18 protein-coding genes and 1 riboswitch are annotated in these 16364 nt (G+C 38.5%); of the genes, 16 read left to right on the forward strand and 2 right to left on the reverse strand.

Annotated elements, in window-relative coordinates; all coding sequences use genetic code 11:
• Positions 1–60: 60 nt before the first annotated feature.
• Positions 61–208: riboswitch (FMN riboswitch) on the forward strand.
• Positions 209–267: 59 nt separating this feature from the next.
• From ribD to lepB, 9 genes are all read left to right on the forward strand, one after another.
• Positions 268–1350, forward strand: coding sequence for a bifunctional diaminohydroxyphosphoribosylaminopyrimidine deaminase/5-amino-6-(5-phosphoribosylamino)uracil reductase RibD (gene ribD, locus H2672_RS04840; RefSeq protein WP_186669751.1), 1083 nt, complete (start codon positions 268–270; stop codon positions 1348–1350).
• A gap of 6 nt (positions 1351–1356) precedes the next feature.
• On the forward strand, positions 1357–2007 hold the full coding sequence (gene ribE / locus H2672_RS04845; protein ID WP_186669753.1) for a riboflavin synthase: 651 nt from the start codon (positions 1357–1359) through the stop codon (positions 2005–2007).
• A 13-nt stretch (positions 2008–2020) separates the two neighbouring features.
• Positions 2021–3214 carry a bifunctional 3,4-dihydroxy-2-butanone-4-phosphate synthase/GTP cyclohydrolase II gene (locus H2672_RS04850; protein WP_186669755.1) on the forward strand — a complete coding sequence of 398 codons (1194 nt, stop codon included), beginning with the start codon at positions 2021–2023 and terminating at the stop codon, positions 3212–3214.
• A 12-nt stretch (positions 3215–3226) separates the two neighbouring features.
• Complete coding sequence (gene ribH / locus H2672_RS04855) at positions 3227–3691, forward strand: 6,7-dimethyl-8-ribityllumazine synthase (RefSeq protein ID WP_186669757.1); 465 nt, start codon at positions 3227–3229, stop codon at positions 3689–3691.
• A gap of 302 nt (positions 3692–3993) precedes the next feature.
• Complete coding sequence (locus tag H2672_RS04860; RefSeq protein WP_186669759.1) at positions 3994–4638, forward strand: hypothetical protein; 645 nt, start codon at positions 3994–3996, stop codon at positions 4636–4638.
• A 157-nt stretch (positions 4639–4795) separates the two neighbouring features.
• Positions 4796–5143, forward strand: a complete 348-nt coding sequence (locus tag H2672_RS04865) for an ASCH domain-containing protein (protein WP_186669761.1) — start codon at positions 4796–4798, stop codon at positions 5141–5143.
• Positions 5144–5151: 8 nt separating this feature from the next.
• Positions 5152–5595, forward strand: a complete 444-nt coding sequence (locus tag H2672_RS04870) for a hypothetical protein (protein ID WP_186669763.1) — start codon at positions 5152–5154, stop codon at positions 5593–5595.
• 123 nt (positions 5596–5718) lie between these two features.
• Positions 5719–6228, forward strand: a complete 510-nt coding sequence (locus tag H2672_RS04875; RefSeq protein WP_186669765.1) for an RNA polymerase sigma factor — start codon at positions 5719–5721, stop codon at positions 6226–6228.
• The gene (gene lepB / locus H2672_RS04880; RefSeq protein ID WP_186669767.1) at positions 6225–7007 is read left to right on the forward strand and encodes a signal peptidase I; all 783 of its coding nucleotides are present in this window, start codon (positions 6225–6227) and stop codon (positions 7005–7007) included. The genes H2672_RS04875 and lepB overlap by 4 nt, the downstream gene beginning before the upstream one ends.
• A gap of 216 nt (positions 7008–7223) precedes the next feature.
• On the opposite strand, the gene H2672_RS04885 is transcribed toward lepB, so the two are convergent.
• On the reverse strand, positions 7224–7802 hold the full coding sequence (locus H2672_RS04885) for a uracil-DNA glycosylase (RefSeq protein ID WP_186669769.1): 579 nt from the start codon (positions 7800–7802) through the stop codon (positions 7224–7226).
• 151 nt (positions 7803–7953) lie between these two features.
• Between H2672_RS04885 and H2672_RS04890 the strand changes: the two genes are divergently transcribed.
• From H2672_RS04890 to H2672_RS04910, 5 genes are all read left to right on the forward strand, one after another.
• The gene (locus H2672_RS04890) at positions 7954–8805 is read left to right on the forward strand and encodes a GNAT family N-acetyltransferase (RefSeq protein WP_186669771.1); all 852 of its coding nucleotides are present in this window, start codon (positions 7954–7956) and stop codon (positions 8803–8805) included.
• A 56-nt stretch (positions 8806–8861) separates the two neighbouring features.
• Entirely contained in the window at positions 8862–9623 is a 762-nt protein-coding gene (locus H2672_RS04895) for a class I SAM-dependent methyltransferase (protein ID WP_186669773.1), read from the forward strand.
• Positions 9624–9928: 305 nt separating this feature from the next.
• Positions 9929–10819 (forward strand): ABC transporter ATP-binding protein, encoded by an 891-nt coding sequence (locus tag H2672_RS04900; protein WP_186669775.1) that lies wholly within the window; start codon positions 9929–9931, stop codon positions 10817–10819.
• Positions 10820–10821: 2 nt separating this feature from the next.
• The gene (locus H2672_RS04905) at positions 10822–11619 is read left to right on the forward strand and encodes an ABC transporter permease subunit (protein WP_186669777.1); all 798 of its coding nucleotides are present in this window, start codon (positions 10822–10824) and stop codon (positions 11617–11619) included.
• Positions 11620–11653: 34 nt separating this feature from the next.
• Complete coding sequence (locus H2672_RS04910) at positions 11654–12451, forward strand: ABC transporter permease subunit (protein ID WP_186669779.1); 798 nt, start codon at positions 11654–11656, stop codon at positions 12449–12451.
• A 38-nt stretch (positions 12452–12489) separates the two neighbouring features.
• On the opposite strand, the gene H2672_RS04915 is transcribed toward H2672_RS04910, so the two are convergent.
• Positions 12490–13479, reverse strand: a complete 990-nt coding sequence (locus H2672_RS04915) for a YpdA family putative bacillithiol disulfide reductase (protein ID WP_186669781.1) — start codon at positions 13477–13479, stop codon at positions 12490–12492.
• 930 nt (positions 13480–14409) lie between these two features.
• Here H2672_RS04915 and H2672_RS04920 point away from each other — a divergent pair.
• Both H2672_RS04920 and H2672_RS04925 read left to right on the forward strand, forming a co-directional pair.
• The gene (locus tag H2672_RS04920) at positions 14410–15783 is read left to right on the forward strand and encodes a PepSY-associated TM helix domain-containing protein (protein WP_186669783.1); all 1374 of its coding nucleotides are present in this window, start codon (positions 14410–14412) and stop codon (positions 15781–15783) included.
• Positions 15784–15810: 27 nt separating this feature from the next.
• Positions 15811–16281, forward strand: coding sequence for a FixH family protein (locus H2672_RS04925; RefSeq protein ID WP_370569601.1), 471 nt, complete (start codon positions 15811–15813; stop codon positions 16279–16281).
• Positions 16282–16364 lie beyond the last annotated feature (83 nt).

Consider the following 16364-nt stretch of genomic DNA (forward strand, 5'->3'; position numbering starts at 1 on the left):
GGACTGAGTTTTTTTGATTTTATGGAAGTAGTATGATAACTTTAAGTCGACACGTATAAACAAACTCTTCGGGGCAAGGTGAAATTCCTTACCGGCGGTGATCGAGCATAGCTCGTCAGTCCGTGACCCGTCCTTTCTTGTTTGGAAGGCGGTGGAGCTGGTGAAATTCCGGCACCGACAGTTATAGTCTGGATGGGAGAAGTTGTTTGGATATGCGTGTTATGCTTGCAGGCTCTGCCCTTTCAAAAATCGAAAGGGGGAATGCCAATGGACCCTCAATATTATATGAGACTTGCTCTTGAACTGGCGCGTAGTGCACAAGGACAAACCTCGCCGAATCCACTTGTCGGTGCTGTTTGTGTAAAAAACGGCCGGATTTTAGGGACTGGTGCGCACTTAAAAGCTGGAACACCTCATGCTGAAGTGCATGCACTGGCAATGGCAGGTACGGATTCTATTGGTGCTGATCTATACGTGACACTGGAACCGTGTGCCCATACTGGGAAAACACCTCCGTGTACAGATCTCATTATTTCGTCTGGAATTCAACGTGTTTTTGTTGCGTCTATCGATCCGAATCCTTCCGTCAATGGAACTGGAATCGGGCTTCTTAAAGCTGCTGGAATTGAAGTTATTACCGGCATTTTACAGGAAGAGGCAGAGCAGTTAAACCAAGCATATTTTCATTTCATCAGATACGGGAAACCATACGTTACCTTGAAAGCCGCCGCAACTCTTGACGGTAGACTTTCAACGCAGAACGGGGACAGCAAATGGATTACTTCGGCTGCATCACGAACCGATGTCCATCACCTCCGCCATACCCATGATGCTATTTTGGTCGGCGTACAAACCGTACTTCACGATAACCCTTTCCTCACCACCCGTTTGCCCCATGGTGGAAAGAACCCAATTCGAATTATTTTAGACCGGCATCTCAGGACGCCAAAAACAGCGAATGTCGTTACAGACGGCGCTGCAGAAACAATTATTTTCACACTCGAATCAACAGAATCAACAACAACATTTTTGGATTATCCGCTCGTTTCAATTGAAAGGATTTCAGAAAACGGATCTTTTTTGAATGAAGTCTTAAAACGTCTTGCTGAAAAGGAAATCATGACGTTGTTCGTCGAAGGCGGTAGCAAAGTTCATTCCAGTTTCATCAATGAAGGTCTCGCAGATGAACTGTATTTGTATATGGCTCCGAAATTGATTGGCAACGGTTCTTCTTTATTCATGGATGATACTCGGAACCTGATGGCAGAAGGCGAATCCCTTCGTTTTTTAGATGTGCGACAAATCGGGGACGATATCCGATTGCACGCCAGGTTTCTGAAGGAGGATTGACAGCATTTGTTTACTGGAATTATTGAAGAGATAGGAACAGTTTCAGCGGTTAGACCAGCGGCGAATTCATTGCAACTATCAATACGTTGTACCACAGTGCTTAGCGATGTTAAAAAAGGCGATAGTCTGGCACTGAACGGTGTCTGTTTGACGGTATCAGACTTCTCGAGCAATCAATTTACAGCTGACGTCATGCCTGAAACTGTTAAAGCAACAACGCTTCAAGCACTGCGTACGGGAAGTCCAGTTAACTTAGAGCGTGCGATGGCGGCGAATGGTCGTTTCGGCGGACATATAGTCAGTGGACACGTTGATGGTACTGGCGAAATTGTTTCAGTTAGGCAAAAAGAAAATGCAATCTATCTGGAAATCAGTATCGCAACTGAATTATTGAAGTATTTTATCCCGAAAGGTTCAGTAACAGTGGATGGAACTTCACTTACTGTCTTTGGTGTGACCGATAAAGGTTTTATCATCTCACTTATTCCAGTTACACAAGACGACTCCATTATTGGCCGTAAACGGATCGGGGATAAGGTAAACGTAGAATGTGATATGCTCGCAAAATATATAGAACGGCTACTGACTACAAACAAAGAGAATCCAACTGGCGGTTTAACAATGGATACCCTTATCGCTAGTGGATTCCTTAGTTAAGGAGGCACAACAGATGTACACAACAGTAGAAAAAGCAATCGAAGAACTGAAAAAAGGAAAAGCGATAATTGTCGTTGACGACGAAGATCGGGAGAACGAAGGGGACTTTGTTGCACTTGGCGAATTCGCTACACCTGAAATAATTAACTTTATGGCAACAGAAGGCCGTGGATTGATTTGTGTGCCGATAGATGAAGAGAAATCGCGACAACTTGACCTAGGGCTGATGACTGAAAATAATAGCGATGTGCACGGAACGGCATTCACGATTAGTGTAGATCACGCGGATTGTCACACTGGCATTTCAGCATTTGAACGGTCAGAAACCGTTCTGAAAATGCTCGGGAATGAAGCAGGTCCAGCTGACTTCAGAAGACCAGGACATATTTTTCCGTTAATTGCGAAGTCTGGTGGTGTCTTAAAGCGGTCAGGCCATACAGAAGCCGCCGTAGACCTTGCGAAGCTTGCGGGGGCAGAACCGGTCGGAGTAATATGTGAAATTATGAACGTCGATGGAACAATGGCAAGAGGTCCACAACTGAAAGTGATAGCTGAACGATTTGATCTTGTTATTTTAACAATTCAGGAACTAATTGCTTATCGTCGAATCAATGAAAAACTTGTTGAGCGTATTGTAGATATTAATCTGCCAACAGATTTTGGAGATTTCAAAGCAGTCGCTTTTGTTGAAAAAGAAACAGGGCATGAACATATTGCTTTGGTAAAAGGCGATATTGAAGACGCTGAAAATGTACTCGTCCGCGTTCATTCGGAATGTTTGACAGGCGATGTCTTTGGCTCATGTCGATGTGATTGTGGTCCGCAACTTCAAGCTGCTCTCGCACAGATTGAAAAAGCTGGAAGAGGCGTTCTGCTCTATATGCGTCAGGAAGGGCGTGGCATTGGTCTCGTCAATAAAATGAAGGCATACAAGCTGCAGGAAGAAGGATACGACACAGTTGAAGCCAATGAAAAGTTAGGATTCTCAGACGATCTTCGAGATTATGGCATCGGAGCACAAATATTACGGGATCTTGGTTTAACGTCGATTCATCTTCTGACAAACAACCCGCGTAAAATTGCTGGACTAGCGGGGCATGGGTTAGAAATAACAGAGCGTGTTCAAATCGAAATGCCTATTAAAATGGAGAATAAAACATACATGGAAACGAAGAAAATTAAAATGGGTCACTTACTGAATAATTAAGGGGGAATTAGAATGAGCACAATTTATGAAGGACATCTAGTTGGAACAGGGCTTAAAGTTGGAATCGTCGTTGCGAGGTTTAATGAATTCATCACAGGGAAATTATTAGGTGGGGCAGAAGACGCATTGCGTCGCCACGGAGTTGCCGATAGTGATATCGCGGTTGCATGGGTGCCAGGTGCTTATGAAATTCCGCTAATTGCGAAGAAAATGGCTGCTTCTGGTAAGTACGATGCTGTTATTACACTTGGAACCGTTATCCGTGGTGCAACACCGCACTTCGATTACGTGTGCAGTGAAGTAGCAAAAGGCGTTGCAGCTATTAATCTGCAAGAAGGCATTCCCGTGATTTTCGGTGTCTTGACAACAGATACGATTGAACAAGCGATTGAACGTGCAGGAACGAAAGCTGGCAATAAAGGATGGGATGCAGGGAATGCAGCGATTGAGATGGCGAATTTGTTGAAACAGATGTAAGTGTTGGTAAGGAGAAGGCTGAGTTTCCAGTTTATCGGAAACTCAGCCTTTTTTAATGCTTAGCATACAAAAAAATCCTGTACTACGGGTAATTTGTCACAGGATAAGCATCAGTGAAAATGTGGATTTACAACGATAAGGATTTTTTCATGGATATAAGGGGGTATTTCATACATACTAGACAAAAATGGGTGGTGAAGAATACTTTGAACAGGCCGTTAATACGATTCGTACTATTTGTTGTGATACTTCTAATACTAATTCCATTTAAAACCAAGGCCCTTAATCATGAGGCATCTAAAATGATGACCATTCAAAATGAAACAAAAGAAAAAGTTGTCGGGAATTTACTAGAAGCGAATGTAACTTTATATGCTATCGAAAAAGAAGGGTATTTGGAAAAGTTCAGATTAGAAGCAAATGGAGGTATTCAGTATTTTCCATATTGGATTAATGTATCTAATGAAGCTTATTGGCCACAACTTTTTTATAAGGACATTAATCAAGATGGAAAAAAAGAATTAATTATTATATTAACAAGGGGATATGGAACCGGGGTTATAGAACAATTTGTCCATGTACTTCATAATACTGAAACCAATTTTGGGGAAGTTTACAGGGAAATACTTGTAGATAATCCAATGGCTATTCTTTTAAAAAACGTGAAAACAAAATTAACGAAGTCGGAAGCGATTATTAATATTGGAAATGAAAGAACTGTTATCCAACTTGATAAGTTGGGTATTGACCCCAAACGCTTATTTTCAGACGTCGTTACAGGAAGTTTAGTTCGCTTTGATGTTTTTGATAGTGAATTGACTGCTATTATGGGGGCCCAAACTTCTCCACTTGGTGGCTATATAGGTGAATTTCATATTACTTATGAATTCAAAGATGAAATGTATCAAGTAAAAAGGATTAAATTCATTCCACTTGAAACTTCATGAAAGTAACTTGCTTATTTTAATAATCACCCTTGTAAAGAACCTATTTCCATCTACATAGTTCTTTTTTTGTTGCCATCTATGACCGAAAGCCTCGCTAAATTTGCTGGAAATAGTTATGATAGAGGTAGATGTTATTTAATGAAATGAGGCGATTTACATGAGTGAACAATCAAATGTAGTACTACCTAAAAAAACATGTACCATTGAGAAGCTAGTTACGATTCCAAAAGATGTTCAAAAAGTACTAAATGGTGACAAGACAGCTACTCGCCGTAATGGTGTTTATGCTGATCTTGGTGAAATTATGGTACTCGACGGTAAAGAGTTTAAAGTAGATTCAATTTACAGACAGACTCTTGGGGAAATGACGGATGAACATGCACAGCAAGAAGGTTACACAACTATGGAAGAATATAAACAATCCATTCTTGCTATGCATGATAAAATGCCATGGTTACCGACGATGAAGGTATGGGTGCATGAATATAGCCCTGTAGAGAAATGATCTTCTGAATGAATTCAGGAATCTATGGCGCGATTGTCTTTTTGCATGTTATCAGTGCTGTCCTCGCCATAGGTCCATTATTTATCTTAATGCCGATCATTAAGCGATTGCGTGGCGTTGGAACCGGAATTGAGCAAGCTTTATTGTCTATTATCAACGTCATCATTCGTTTGGTCATGCATGCAGGACATGTTCTCGTCTACACTGGTGTCCTCCTATTGGTATTTGGACCTTGGCCATGGCATACTTCATGGGTGATTATGACGCTTGCTGTTATGCTTTTATCTGGAGTTTTTCTAGCAAAAGGATTTACAGTTGTCTTACGGAGATTTAAAAATCCACATGCTAATAAAAATAAGATACTTGATCGTTTGAATACTACTTCATGGATATACATTGGTCTTATGTTAATCATGCTTTGGCTAATGGTTCAAAAACCAATGCTTTGGTGAATATGAATGATAAATACTTGTTATACATGGAAAAAGATGTGCATCTAATCGGTGCATGTCTTTTTTTGATATTCGACTCCTTTTTAAAAGTGGTACGTCTAGTAAGGGAGAGGGGGTGGAGCAGTGGAGCAAAGTTTAGAACAGCTTTATTTAGAACATAGTAATCGAATTTATAGATATATCTTTTTACAAGTACGCCAGAAAGAGTTGGCGGAAGATTTGACCCAGGAAACCTTTTATAGAGCATTCAAAAGTATTCATTCTTTTAATAAACAAGCAAGCATGTCGACATGGCTTTTGAAGATAGCGAGAAATGCTACATATGATCATTTCAGAAGGAAGAGAATTATTCAGTTTTTTGGTTTTGGAAAAGGTGAACTTGAAGATTCAAATGCGTCGTTACCGGAAGATAAATTAGTGAAGAAAGATGAAGCTAGTCGATTATACAAAGCATTGAGTACATTAAAAAAAGACCATCAAGATGTACTTATACTGCGGAAGATAAATGAAAGCTCAATCAAAGAAACAGCTTATGTTTTAGGGTGGACAGAAACAAAAGTGAAGTCGACAATGGCGAGGGCATTTGCTGCATTGAAAAAAGAAATGTACAGAATGGAGGGGAATAATGGATGAATGACTTCGATGGTGAGTTTAACAAGTTGAAGGATGTAAAAAGATCAGAAGATGCTCGAATGATTAGTTTGAAGAAAGTAATGGCTAGAAGTAACAAAAAGAAATTTAATATACTTCCGCTAGTTTTTTCCAGCTTTACAGTATTTGCCGTTGGGCTATTTTTAATGATGACGGTTAAAGAGGATACACCTGTAGTTGAAAGTGGGAAAACAATCATTGATGCACAAACCGTCCATGAAGTTCCAATTGTTGAACTAACGCCGAGGATGTTCACTGTGGAATACGAAGTAGATAATATGGATAGAGGAGATCATGATTATGAAACTTTAGGAACTGGAAGAAGAATTGCGGTGGACCCGGGGGTATTAGATTTTCACCGTGGAGACGTTATATATTTTACAACACCAGAGTATTCAAATGGAAATTCCGGTTTAAATCTGCCAGAACATTATATTTCAAGAGTTGTTGCCTTACCAGGGGAGAAAATTGAAATTAAAAAAGGTCAGATATTCATTGATGATAAAAAACTGAAGTCTTTTTATTCATATCCTACAGTAAGGGGAAGGAATAAAGAAGAGTATTTGAAAACAGTCAATCCCGAAAACTCTGCTATGAATGAAGAAGACTTTGAAGAAAATATGGAATCCATTGTAGTATCAAAAGGCTCAGTGTTTGTCATTGGCGATCAATGGTGGAGAAGTATAGACAGCCGTCACTTTGGACTCCTATCGTTGAGTAAAGTAGAAGGGAAAGTAATAGGCTATCGGATGGAACAGTAAAAAACAATGCCGGATACCCCAATTCAGGGAATCAGGCATTGGTTAGATCTGATTCAGCTGTAATCTAACAGCCTTCTTTCAAAAATGGTGTAAGACAAACAGAATTCTAGTGGATATAGAACGCAATAAGGAAAACCATCAGAATGTAGCCAGCAGTAAAAAGATGTCCTCACTGTATTTTGTTTTTAAAATACATTTCTGGAAGCCGTGGGTAAATTAAAGGTTCAAATTTGTATAGCGTTCGGCTACGAACTTCAAGTCCTCCAGGAATAAGGATCGTAAGTTAGGACGGCGCCTAACGGCAAGTGGATGGTAGGCCACAGCCGTCTGAAAACCCCGTACATCATGCCAACTGCCCCGCAATGACTTCACTTCGGCTTCTTGATTTTGAAAAAAAGATTGGACCGCCACGTTGCCTAAGCAAAGAATTAGAGTAGGCTTTTTTTCTTGAAGTTGCTGTTCTAAATGTCTCATACAAATTTGACGTACTACTTCTTTGTCGTATGCACGCACAGGTTTTCTTTTTAGGATGAAAGTGACATACAGATCATCCAATTTCAAACCGGCATCATTCGCGACTTCTTGCAGTGTTTGCCGCGTTCCGCAAACAAATGACTCACCTTCACGGTCTTCACGTGCACCCGGATTATCAAGAATAATTATAATCGGTGCTTGCGGATTTCCTTCGCCCCAGACCATTCGTGTCCCTTGCTCATATAGACCGCACTCCTTGCAATCTAGCAGGTAATCAGGGGTTGGATCCTCTGCCAGCGCCATTGGACAAAATTCAGGCATATTTTAAGCTCCCTTTGTAGTTTATGTTCAATAAAGAAAGCTTTCCTCTAACCAATAAATTTCAAACTTGATTACAGCACATTGATCGTTTATGGTTAAATTATCATAAGATTTTGAAGTTAGACATTTAATACGAATGGGGTTGGTGGGAATGGAATTTGTGCACTATCAAGATGTACATGAATTTGCGGTGAAAGTAGAACCGATTTTGTCTAAAGGCGAAGATGTATACAGTCTGTTTTTTGGAGTGCTGCAAGCAATTAAGGCTGGGCGTTACGAAAATCCATTCCTGGCAACAGTTGAAGAAGATGGGGAAGTGTTAGCTCTAGTTCAAATGACTCCCCCTCATCCGTTAAACCTCATTATTACCGATGAGAGTCGGTTGAAAGAAAGTATGGAATTAGTAATAGAGAAATTATTGGAATTTGAAATTAAAATGAGTAGTATCATAAGCTTGAAACCATGGGCGTACAGTTTCGCGGAGAAATGGGAAACTAGAACTGGAATTGGACATCAGGTACTAATGGATCAGGGCTTATATCGACTGAACAAAGTAAATGAGATACTTGAAAAAAGCCCTGGTGCATGGCGCTTTGCGGAAAAAAAGGATTGTCCACTTATCGAGAAGTGGTTCAACTTATTTGAAGGAGATGCCAGGATTCCGCTTACGCCAATGGAGGATGTGAAAAGGCGCGTTGCATCATTTGTTGACGAACAGGAAGTGTTTTTGTGGGAAGATAACGGAAAAGTCGTATCAATGATGAAAAAGGCGCGCCCAACGAAGCATGGTGTAACCGTATCTTTCGTTTTTACACCAAAGGAAGAGCGAAAAAAAGGCTATGCTCGAACGATGGTAGCTGCCGGTACAAAAGAACTTCTAAAGGAATATGACTTTTGCGTACTCTATACGGATTTGATGAATCCAACGTCGAATAAAATCTATATGGAAATTGGTTATGAACGAATTGCGGATTCCATCCAGTTAGGCTTAACTTCGAAATGAATGGGAATATGAATAACTGAAAGTGAAAAATGGCAAGGTATGAAAGGAGTAGTGAATTGTTAAGTTATTATAGTAGGTTATCTTCGGAAGTTTATGATTTAGACAAACCTGTTGGGCATTCATTTGGAGATGTAGAATATTATATTGATAGATTAGCTACATGCAAAGGGCGTATTCTAGAACCCGCAACTGGAACAGGGCGTATCCTAATCCCGCTTTTGGAAAAAGGGTTTAAGGTTGATGGATTTGATAGTTCGGATGATATGTTAACGATATGCCGTACAAATTGTGAAGAAAGAGGTTTATACCCACACCTTTTCGAAGGCAAGATGGAGTCATTTTCATTGGATATGAAATACGAAGCCATTATCATACCTGCGGGTACATTCTTGTTACTGCATAAAAGAGAAGACTCTATCAAAGCGTTGAGAAACTTTCACAAACATCTTGTAAATGGCGGAAGGTTAATTGTTGATTTATTTATGCAAACTGAAGTTTCGATAGGTAAAGTTACGACTAGAACTTGGGAATGTACGAATGGTGATAGTATCACTTTAGAAAATAATACAGTAGAGATTGACTATATTCATCAGCACTCAATTTCGCATGGACGTTATGAGAAATGGCGTAACGGAACGCTTTTACAAACCGAACTGGAACGTTTTCCAGTACGCTGGTATGGCGTGGAAGAATTCAAACTGATTCTTGAAGAAATAGGGTTTGGAAATATCACAATTTCTTCGGATTATAATTTCGGGGAGTATCCGATAAATCCAAAACAGGCAATAATCTTTGAAGCGGTGGCTAATAAAAAATAGCTACTAGATCCTTAGGTGTATTGGCCGGGTAGGATCTGTGCGGCGGCCTGAAGAAGGGGTCTTGCAATTACTTGGAATGGAAGTTAAAGCATTAAATCCTAGCCGTTATGCTATTACTGCTAAAGGATTATCAGTCTTGAATGATACTTAAGATAAGCTATAACTAGGAGCATTGTTTAAACTATCCGTTAGGTTTGGATAGTCTTTTTTTATGGTAAAGAATAGTATGTTAGGTAGTGAAGCAATAGATGACAACACGCTGAAGGCTAGAATGACTTTTATCAATAGGAAGAGGAGTTGGTAAAATGAACGTTATTGAAGTGAAAAACTTAACGAAAACGTATGGAAAAGCAAGAGGTATTTCCGATGTCAGCTTCAATGTCGAGCAAGGTGAAATCTTTGGTTTCATTGGACCGAACGGAGCTGGGAAATCCACGACAATCCGAACGTTATTATCATTAATTCATCCAACGAGCGGTAGTGCAACGATTTTTGGTAAAGACATACTAAAGGACGCACCGGAAATTAAAATGGACATCGGTTATTTGCCTTCGGAAGTATTCTATTACGACAATATGAGAGTGAAGGACTTGTTAAAGTACTCCGCCAGTTTTTATAAAAAAGATTGTAGAAAACGAATGAATGAACTTGCGGAGATTATGGAATTGGACCTGAATCGTAAAATCGATGACTTATCACTGGGGAATAAAAAGAAGGTCGGTATTGTGCAGGGATTATTACATGAACCTAAATTAATCATTCTCGACGAACCGACAAGTGGTTTAGATCCACTCATGCAACATAAATTCTTTGAGCTGTTAGAGGAAGAAAATAAAAAAGGGGCGACGATTTTATTTTCATCACATATTTTATCGGAAGTTCAACGACTGTGCGATCGCGTTGCAATTATTAAAGAAGGAAAGATTATTAAATTGGAGAAAATAAGCACGTTAAAAGAAAATAATTATAAAAAAATCCATATTGAGACGTCTACAGAAATTGGTAAAGACTATTTTGCGATTGAAGGAGTGACAGATTTAGTTGTTGATAGACATAAAGTTGATTTTCTTTTCAGAGGAGATATTAATGTAGTGATGAAGAAAATCGCTACCACTCACATCGTAAATATAGCAGTGGAGGAGCCGGATTTAGAGGAGATTTTCATGCATTTTTATGAAAAAGAGGAGGCGTATTAACAATGAATATTTATTTACATGAGTTAAATGGTTACCGAAAATCAACATTGATGTGGACAGCGACACTCGTGTTGGTTGTTTTACTATTCATGTTCATATACCCCGCTTTTTCAAAGGATGTAACGGCGTTTAAAAGTATATTGGAAGGATTTCCTGAATCTGTTCGAAATGCCATCGGATTAGAGATAGATCAGTTTTTTTCGTTGTTGGGTTTTTATTCCTATCTATTTCTGTACATTAAACTTCTTGGAGCCATTCAAGCGATGAATTTAGGAATCGGTATTATTTCAAAAGAAGTACGCGATAAAACCGCTGATTTTTTGTTGACGAAGCCAGTGAGCCGCGTGACTATTTTAGTTGCAAAAATGATGGCTGCGTTAAGTTGTATTGTCCTTACGAACGTGATCTTTTTGCTACTAACTTATCTAATTGTGTCTTATACGTCGACAGAACCATTTAGTTCGAAAACGCTATTTATGCTATCACTAACATTATTTCTTCTTCAACTACTCTTTTTAAGTTTAGGGTTTATGATTGCGGTTGTTGTACAAAAAATAAAAGCAGTGCTCCCTGTTTCACTTGGAGTAGTGTTTATGTTCTTTCTACTAAATTTATTTGGTTCAGCGACCGGGGACAACTTGCTACGCTATTTGACTCCATTTCAATACGTTGAACCAATGTATATTTTAAAAAATAATAGCTATGAGCCAGATTATCTACTTGCCGGGTTGATTGTTCTGATCGTTACCATCGTAGTCAGTTATGTCGTTTATACAAAAAAGGATATCCCATCTGTATAAGGTTGAAAAAAATATATGAGGGAGGATCATTTCCATGAACATTTTTAATAGGGAAATGAGAGCGAATCGAAAATCGCTCATTATTTGGTGTGTCGGTATATTGTTCATCGTTGGAAGCGGGATGGCTAAGTATGCGGCTTTAAGCAATACAGGCGATTCGATAAATAAGTTAATGGCAGATATGCCATCGTCATTGCAGGCACTCATGGGGATTGGATCGTTGGATTTAGCGACTGTGGACGGTTACTTTGGGTTGTTGTATTTATATTTAGTCATAATGGCGTCCATTCATGCAGCAATGTTAGGAGCGACAATGATATCAAAAGAAGAGCGTGATAAAACAGCGGAGTTTTTGTTTGTGAAGCCTATTTCTAGAACAACGGTAATTACCGCTAAATTAGGGGCATCCATTGTCATTGTCATCGTTTTTAATCTAGTAACCCTACTGTCTTCAATCGTTTTCGTTGACTTTTTTAACACAGGAGACTCCGTCACTGCCGAAGTTGCACTATTAATGGGGGGAATGTTCATGATGCAGCTTCTCTTTTTATTTCTCTCGGCGGCCGTTGCGGCTTTTGTGAAAAATCCAAAGTTGTCTATCCCGATATCAACAGGAATATTGTTGAGTACATTTATAATGTCTGTTGGCATCGATTTAAAAAGTAATCTAGAGGGTCTTAAGTATGTAACACCATTTAAATACTATGAAGCAAAGAATTTACTTCATGATGGCGGATTCGATGAGGGATTTGTCGTATTATCACTCCTACTAATGGTAGGATCCATTTTGACGACGTATATCTTTTATAGAAAAAGAGATTTACATATATAATAAACTGACGGACTTTTGCAGTCCATCAGTTTTCAACATCATAAATTACTTTGGACATAGGTAAGACGTTGTGCGATCTCATTAGCGATTTTCATGCCATGAAAGCGCCCATCTTCAATGTAAACACGATTTGTAATGCCGCCTGTTACAACCCCAGAGAGAAAAACGTTCTTGACATTTGATTCATAAGTCTCTGGATTAAAGGATGGAACTAATGAAGAGAGGTCGGTTTGAATTCCAACGCTTTGAAGCATCGAAATATTTGGCTGATATCCGATGAGGGAAAATACATAGTCATTTTGAATTGTAATCGTTTCTTCGGGAGAAATTATACGAATGGTTGTTTCATCAATAGCAGCAATGCTGGAATTGGGGTGAAATTCAATCCTACCTTTTTTAAGAAGGTTACGCATATCTAATAACAACGATGGTTTAATACCTTCTAAGACAGTTTCTCCTCGATGCACAAGTGTTACATGAGCTCCGTTACGAAAAAGATCAATTGCAGCTTCAATCGCCGAATTTTTACCGCCAACAACTGTAACATGTTGTCCATAATAGAGGTGACCTTCTTTATAATAATGCGACACCTTCGCTAAATTATCTCCGTCTACACCTAGTTGTCTTGGCGTATCGAAAATTCCTGTGGCAATAACAATCATCTTTGCTTCGTAAGGAATGGTGTTGCCATTACAATCTTCTGCATTGACAGTAAAGGATGCTGAGTTCTTTGAAATAGAATTAACCTTTTGGTAGCACTTAATATTAATTTCTTGCCTTTCTGTTACAAGGCGATAATATTTTAACAGCTCAGTTCGAGTGGGGCGTACATCTTGAGATAAGAATGGAATGTTGCCGATTTCTAAGCGGTCTGAGGTACTATAGAACGTCATATGTAATGGACAGTTGACAATGGAATTGACAATCGCCTGTTTTTCAATAATTACATATGAAAGTCCTTTTTCTTGAAGGGCAAGACCCGTCGATAAGCCACACGGTCCACCGCCAATTATAACAACATCATACATACAATTAATATCCTCCTTAAAATTTTACATAAACAACCGATAAAAATCCTGATTCTTTCAGGAATGTCCTATGAGTAATGCAGTAAGCAAGTATAATTAGTATTCCTCAGTATGCTCAGACGAATAAGATTAAATACAAAAAAATATAAACTATATGATGATTTATGTCTTGTTTTAAGCAGATTTTTATCATTTGTATAAAAATTCCTATTTGCAAATTTAATAGGACGAACGCTTGCTTCTGCGGTGCTATGCGAATTTGGTTAATGATTTTTATAGGATTCATCAACAAGGTTAATTTTTTAGTGAATCAATATCTAGGTGCATGTTTTCTATTGGTAAGTCTGCTGCAATGCCATGGTTTTCGTCAAATAATAGTGCTCTGTTTTAAAGCTCTTGTACCATTTAGAGATTAGGCGTTGCCGTAATGATAGTTTTTATAGCCTTATTTAACAAATTTAGAAATTCTACAAGCCATCTTTGGGTTCTAGAATCCAATAAAATCATAGGCTCATCAAGGACGATTTCCAGTTAATCCTTCATTTGCGCCAGGCTTAATCATGGAAGAAGTAGTAAGAGAATTAGTTCAGAGTGCGATTAATTCAACATCTTCAGGCGGTTATTTTTTAAGAATATAGACAAATGCCTTCCCAATGCCTCCACCTTAACCATAAATGACAGCAATACGCATACCTCAACCTCAACCCACGCGGTAATTTTGGACTTTCTTCGTAAACTTGCAACGAAGTAGTTTATTCAATTATAGGAATCCTAATCATTAGAATAACTAATTAGATAGAGCATTTGCTTTATCTATTTTTTTGCTGAAGCGCCTAAACTTCATTTAATTTACACAAGTCACATATATTATCAAATAGTCACGATAGAAAAACTAGTAAAACTATTCGAAAGAAAAAGGGGTCTACATCAATGAAAGAAGTTAACGTAAAAGCTACTAATCAAAACCAAAAACAAACAAACAGCTCACTGTACAGAACAATATGGAGATGGCATCTTTATGCGGGAATAATTTTAGCTCCGTTTCTTTTTATCCTAGCTGTTACTGGTTCTATCTATTTATTCAAGCCACAAATTGAGCAAGTGATTTATCAAGATTACTATGAAGTGACCCCGCAAGGCGAGAAAATAGCTGCATCTGCGCAAATAGAGCATGTGAAGAACTTATACCCTGATGCTATCATCAAAAAATATCGTCCTGGAGAAAATACGATGCGTTCGAGTGAAGTAAGCATTGCATCTAACAATGAGTCCCTAACAGTCTTTATAGATCCTTATACCGGTGAATCCATTGGTGAGTTAAATAACGATGATAAGATAATGAATAAAATTGAAGAGATACATGGTGAACTCATGGCGGGTACGCTAGGGGACCGAATTGTTGAGTTGGCTGCATGTTGGGCAATCGTGTTAATTGTCACTGGTCTTTATTTATGGTTTCCAAAAAAGAAGCAAGGCCTGTCGGGTCTCCTTTATCCGAGATTAAATAAAGGGAAAAAAATACTCAGAAGAGACTTACACGCAGTGCCTGCCTTTTGGGTAACAGCAGGAATGTTATTCTTAATATTGACAGGTTTGCCCTGGTCTGGGTTTTGGGGCAGTAATTTTCAATCGATCGCGACTAATTCGGGTGCAGGATATCCACCATCTATTTGGTCGGGAGATGCTCCAACATCCAAAATTAAAACTAAAGACATAGCAGAAGTTCCCTGGGCTGCAGAAAACTTGGATGTACCTCTTTCAAAAATTCAAGGTTACATCTCTTTGTCAATTGATGATGTCATTTTGATTGCTAATCGCGAGGGCCTACATCCAAGTTATACCGTATCCATTCCACAAGATACAGATGGTGTCTATACATTGTCTGCTTATCCACCGAAAGCACAAGATGAAGTAACCATGCATATTGACCAATATTCGGGTGCAGTTCTAGCTGATTATCGTTATGAAAACTACGGTTTAATAGGAAAAATGGTGGCTTGGGGGATTACATTACATACAGGAACTCAATTCGGATTTATTAACCAATTAGTTAGCCTTCTTGTTTGTCTGGGAATTATTCTTGTTACAGTAAGTGGTTTTTATTTATGGTGGAAACGAAAACCGGAAAAAGGTATGGGTGCACCGAAAGCTCCTAGTATAAAGAATGTTAAGTTTTCCCTGTTTTTGTTAATTGGTTTAGGGATTTTGTTTCCATTGGTGGGCTTATCGCTTATTGTTGTGTGGCTAATTGACTGGTTAATTATTCAAAGAATAGCTGTAGTTAAGAACTTTTTGAATGCATAATTCGAAATGTAAAGGGTGGATTTTGCTGTGAAAAAGAATATATGTATGTCTTTAATCTTTATACTTAGTCTATTACTAAGTGCATGTTCACTAAAACAGGATGTCGCTAATTTATACAAACAGGAAATACCTCTTGAATCAGAAATAATTATACCAGAATCCATTTCGGTCAATAAAAATGAGACGATTAAAGTTATTCTTACCCAAAATGGTAAGAAGGTTGAAGGCGCAGATTTTGTTCATTTTGAAATAGGGAAACAAGATGGTTCCGTTAAATTTAATATGGAGCAAGCTGAAGAAGAGGGAAACGGTAGGTACAGTTTAAGTAAAAACTTTGATAGTGAAGGTCTATATTATATTAAAGTACATGCTAGTAACGCTGGTTCTATAATTATGCCTCAAAAACAATTTGTTATAGGGGAGCTTTCTGAAGGTGAGATAAAATTCTTGCAAAAAGGTTTGCCGAAACAACAAGAGAGTCATCAAAAGCATCATTAATACTAATTGGAAATTCAAAGAGTAGGCATCTCTCGTGAGGTGCTTATTTTCATTGGAAAAAATGTACTCCGTACGATTGAATA

The sequence above is a fragment of the Sporosarcina sp. BP05 genome (assembly GCF_014282005.1).
GTDB lineage: Bacteria > Bacillota > Bacilli > Bacillales_A > Planococcaceae > Sporosarcina.

What these genes read in the sequence shown, in the direction of transcription:
- ribD (WP_186669751.1), top strand. Translation starts at nt 268, where the DNA reads ATGGACCCTCAATATTATATGAGACTTGCTCTTGAACTGGCGCGTAGT.
- H2672_RS04850 (WP_186669755.1), top strand. Translation starts at nt 2,021, where the DNA reads ATGTACACAACAGTAGAAAAAGCAATCGAAGAACTGAAAAAAGGAAAA.
- ribH (WP_186669757.1), top strand. Translation starts at nt 3,227, where the DNA reads ATGAGCACAATTTATGAAGGACATCTAGTTGGAACAGGGCTTAAAGTT.
- H2672_RS04860 (WP_186669759.1), top strand. Translation starts at nt 3,994, where the DNA reads ATGATGACCATTCAAAATGAAACAAAAGAAAAAGTTGTCGGGAATTTA.
- H2672_RS04865 (WP_186669761.1), top strand. Translation starts at nt 4,796, where the DNA reads ATGAGTGAACAATCAAATGTAGTACTACCTAAAAAAACATGTACCATT.
- H2672_RS04870 (WP_186669763.1), top strand. Translation starts at nt 5,152, where the DNA reads ATGAATTCAGGAATCTATGGCGCGATTGTCTTTTTGCATGTTATCAGT.
- lepB (WP_186669767.1), top strand. Translation starts at nt 6,225, where the DNA reads ATGAATGACTTCGATGGTGAGTTTAACAAGTTGAAGGATGTAAAAAGA.
- H2672_RS04885 (WP_186669769.1), bottom strand. Translation starts at nt 7,802, where the DNA reads ATGCCTGAATTTTGTCCAATGGCGCTGGCAGAGGATCCAACCCCTGAT.
- H2672_RS04890 (WP_186669771.1), top strand. Translation starts at nt 7,954, where the DNA reads ATGGAATTTGTGCACTATCAAGATGTACATGAATTTGCGGTGAAAGTA.
- H2672_RS04900 (WP_186669775.1), top strand. Translation starts at nt 9,929, where the DNA reads ATGAACGTTATTGAAGTGAAAAACTTAACGAAAACGTATGGAAAAGCA.
- H2672_RS04905 (WP_186669777.1), top strand. Translation starts at nt 10,822, where the DNA reads ATGAATATTTATTTACATGAGTTAAATGGTTACCGAAAATCAACATTG.
- H2672_RS04910 (WP_186669779.1), top strand. Translation starts at nt 11,654, where the DNA reads ATGAACATTTTTAATAGGGAAATGAGAGCGAATCGAAAATCGCTCATT.
- H2672_RS04915 (WP_186669781.1), bottom strand. Translation starts at nt 13,479, where the DNA reads ATGTATGATGTTGTTATAATTGGCGGTGGACCGTGTGGCTTATCGACG.
- H2672_RS04920 (WP_186669783.1), top strand. Translation starts at nt 14,410, where the DNA reads ATGAAAGAAGTTAACGTAAAAGCTACTAATCAAAACCAAAAACAAACA.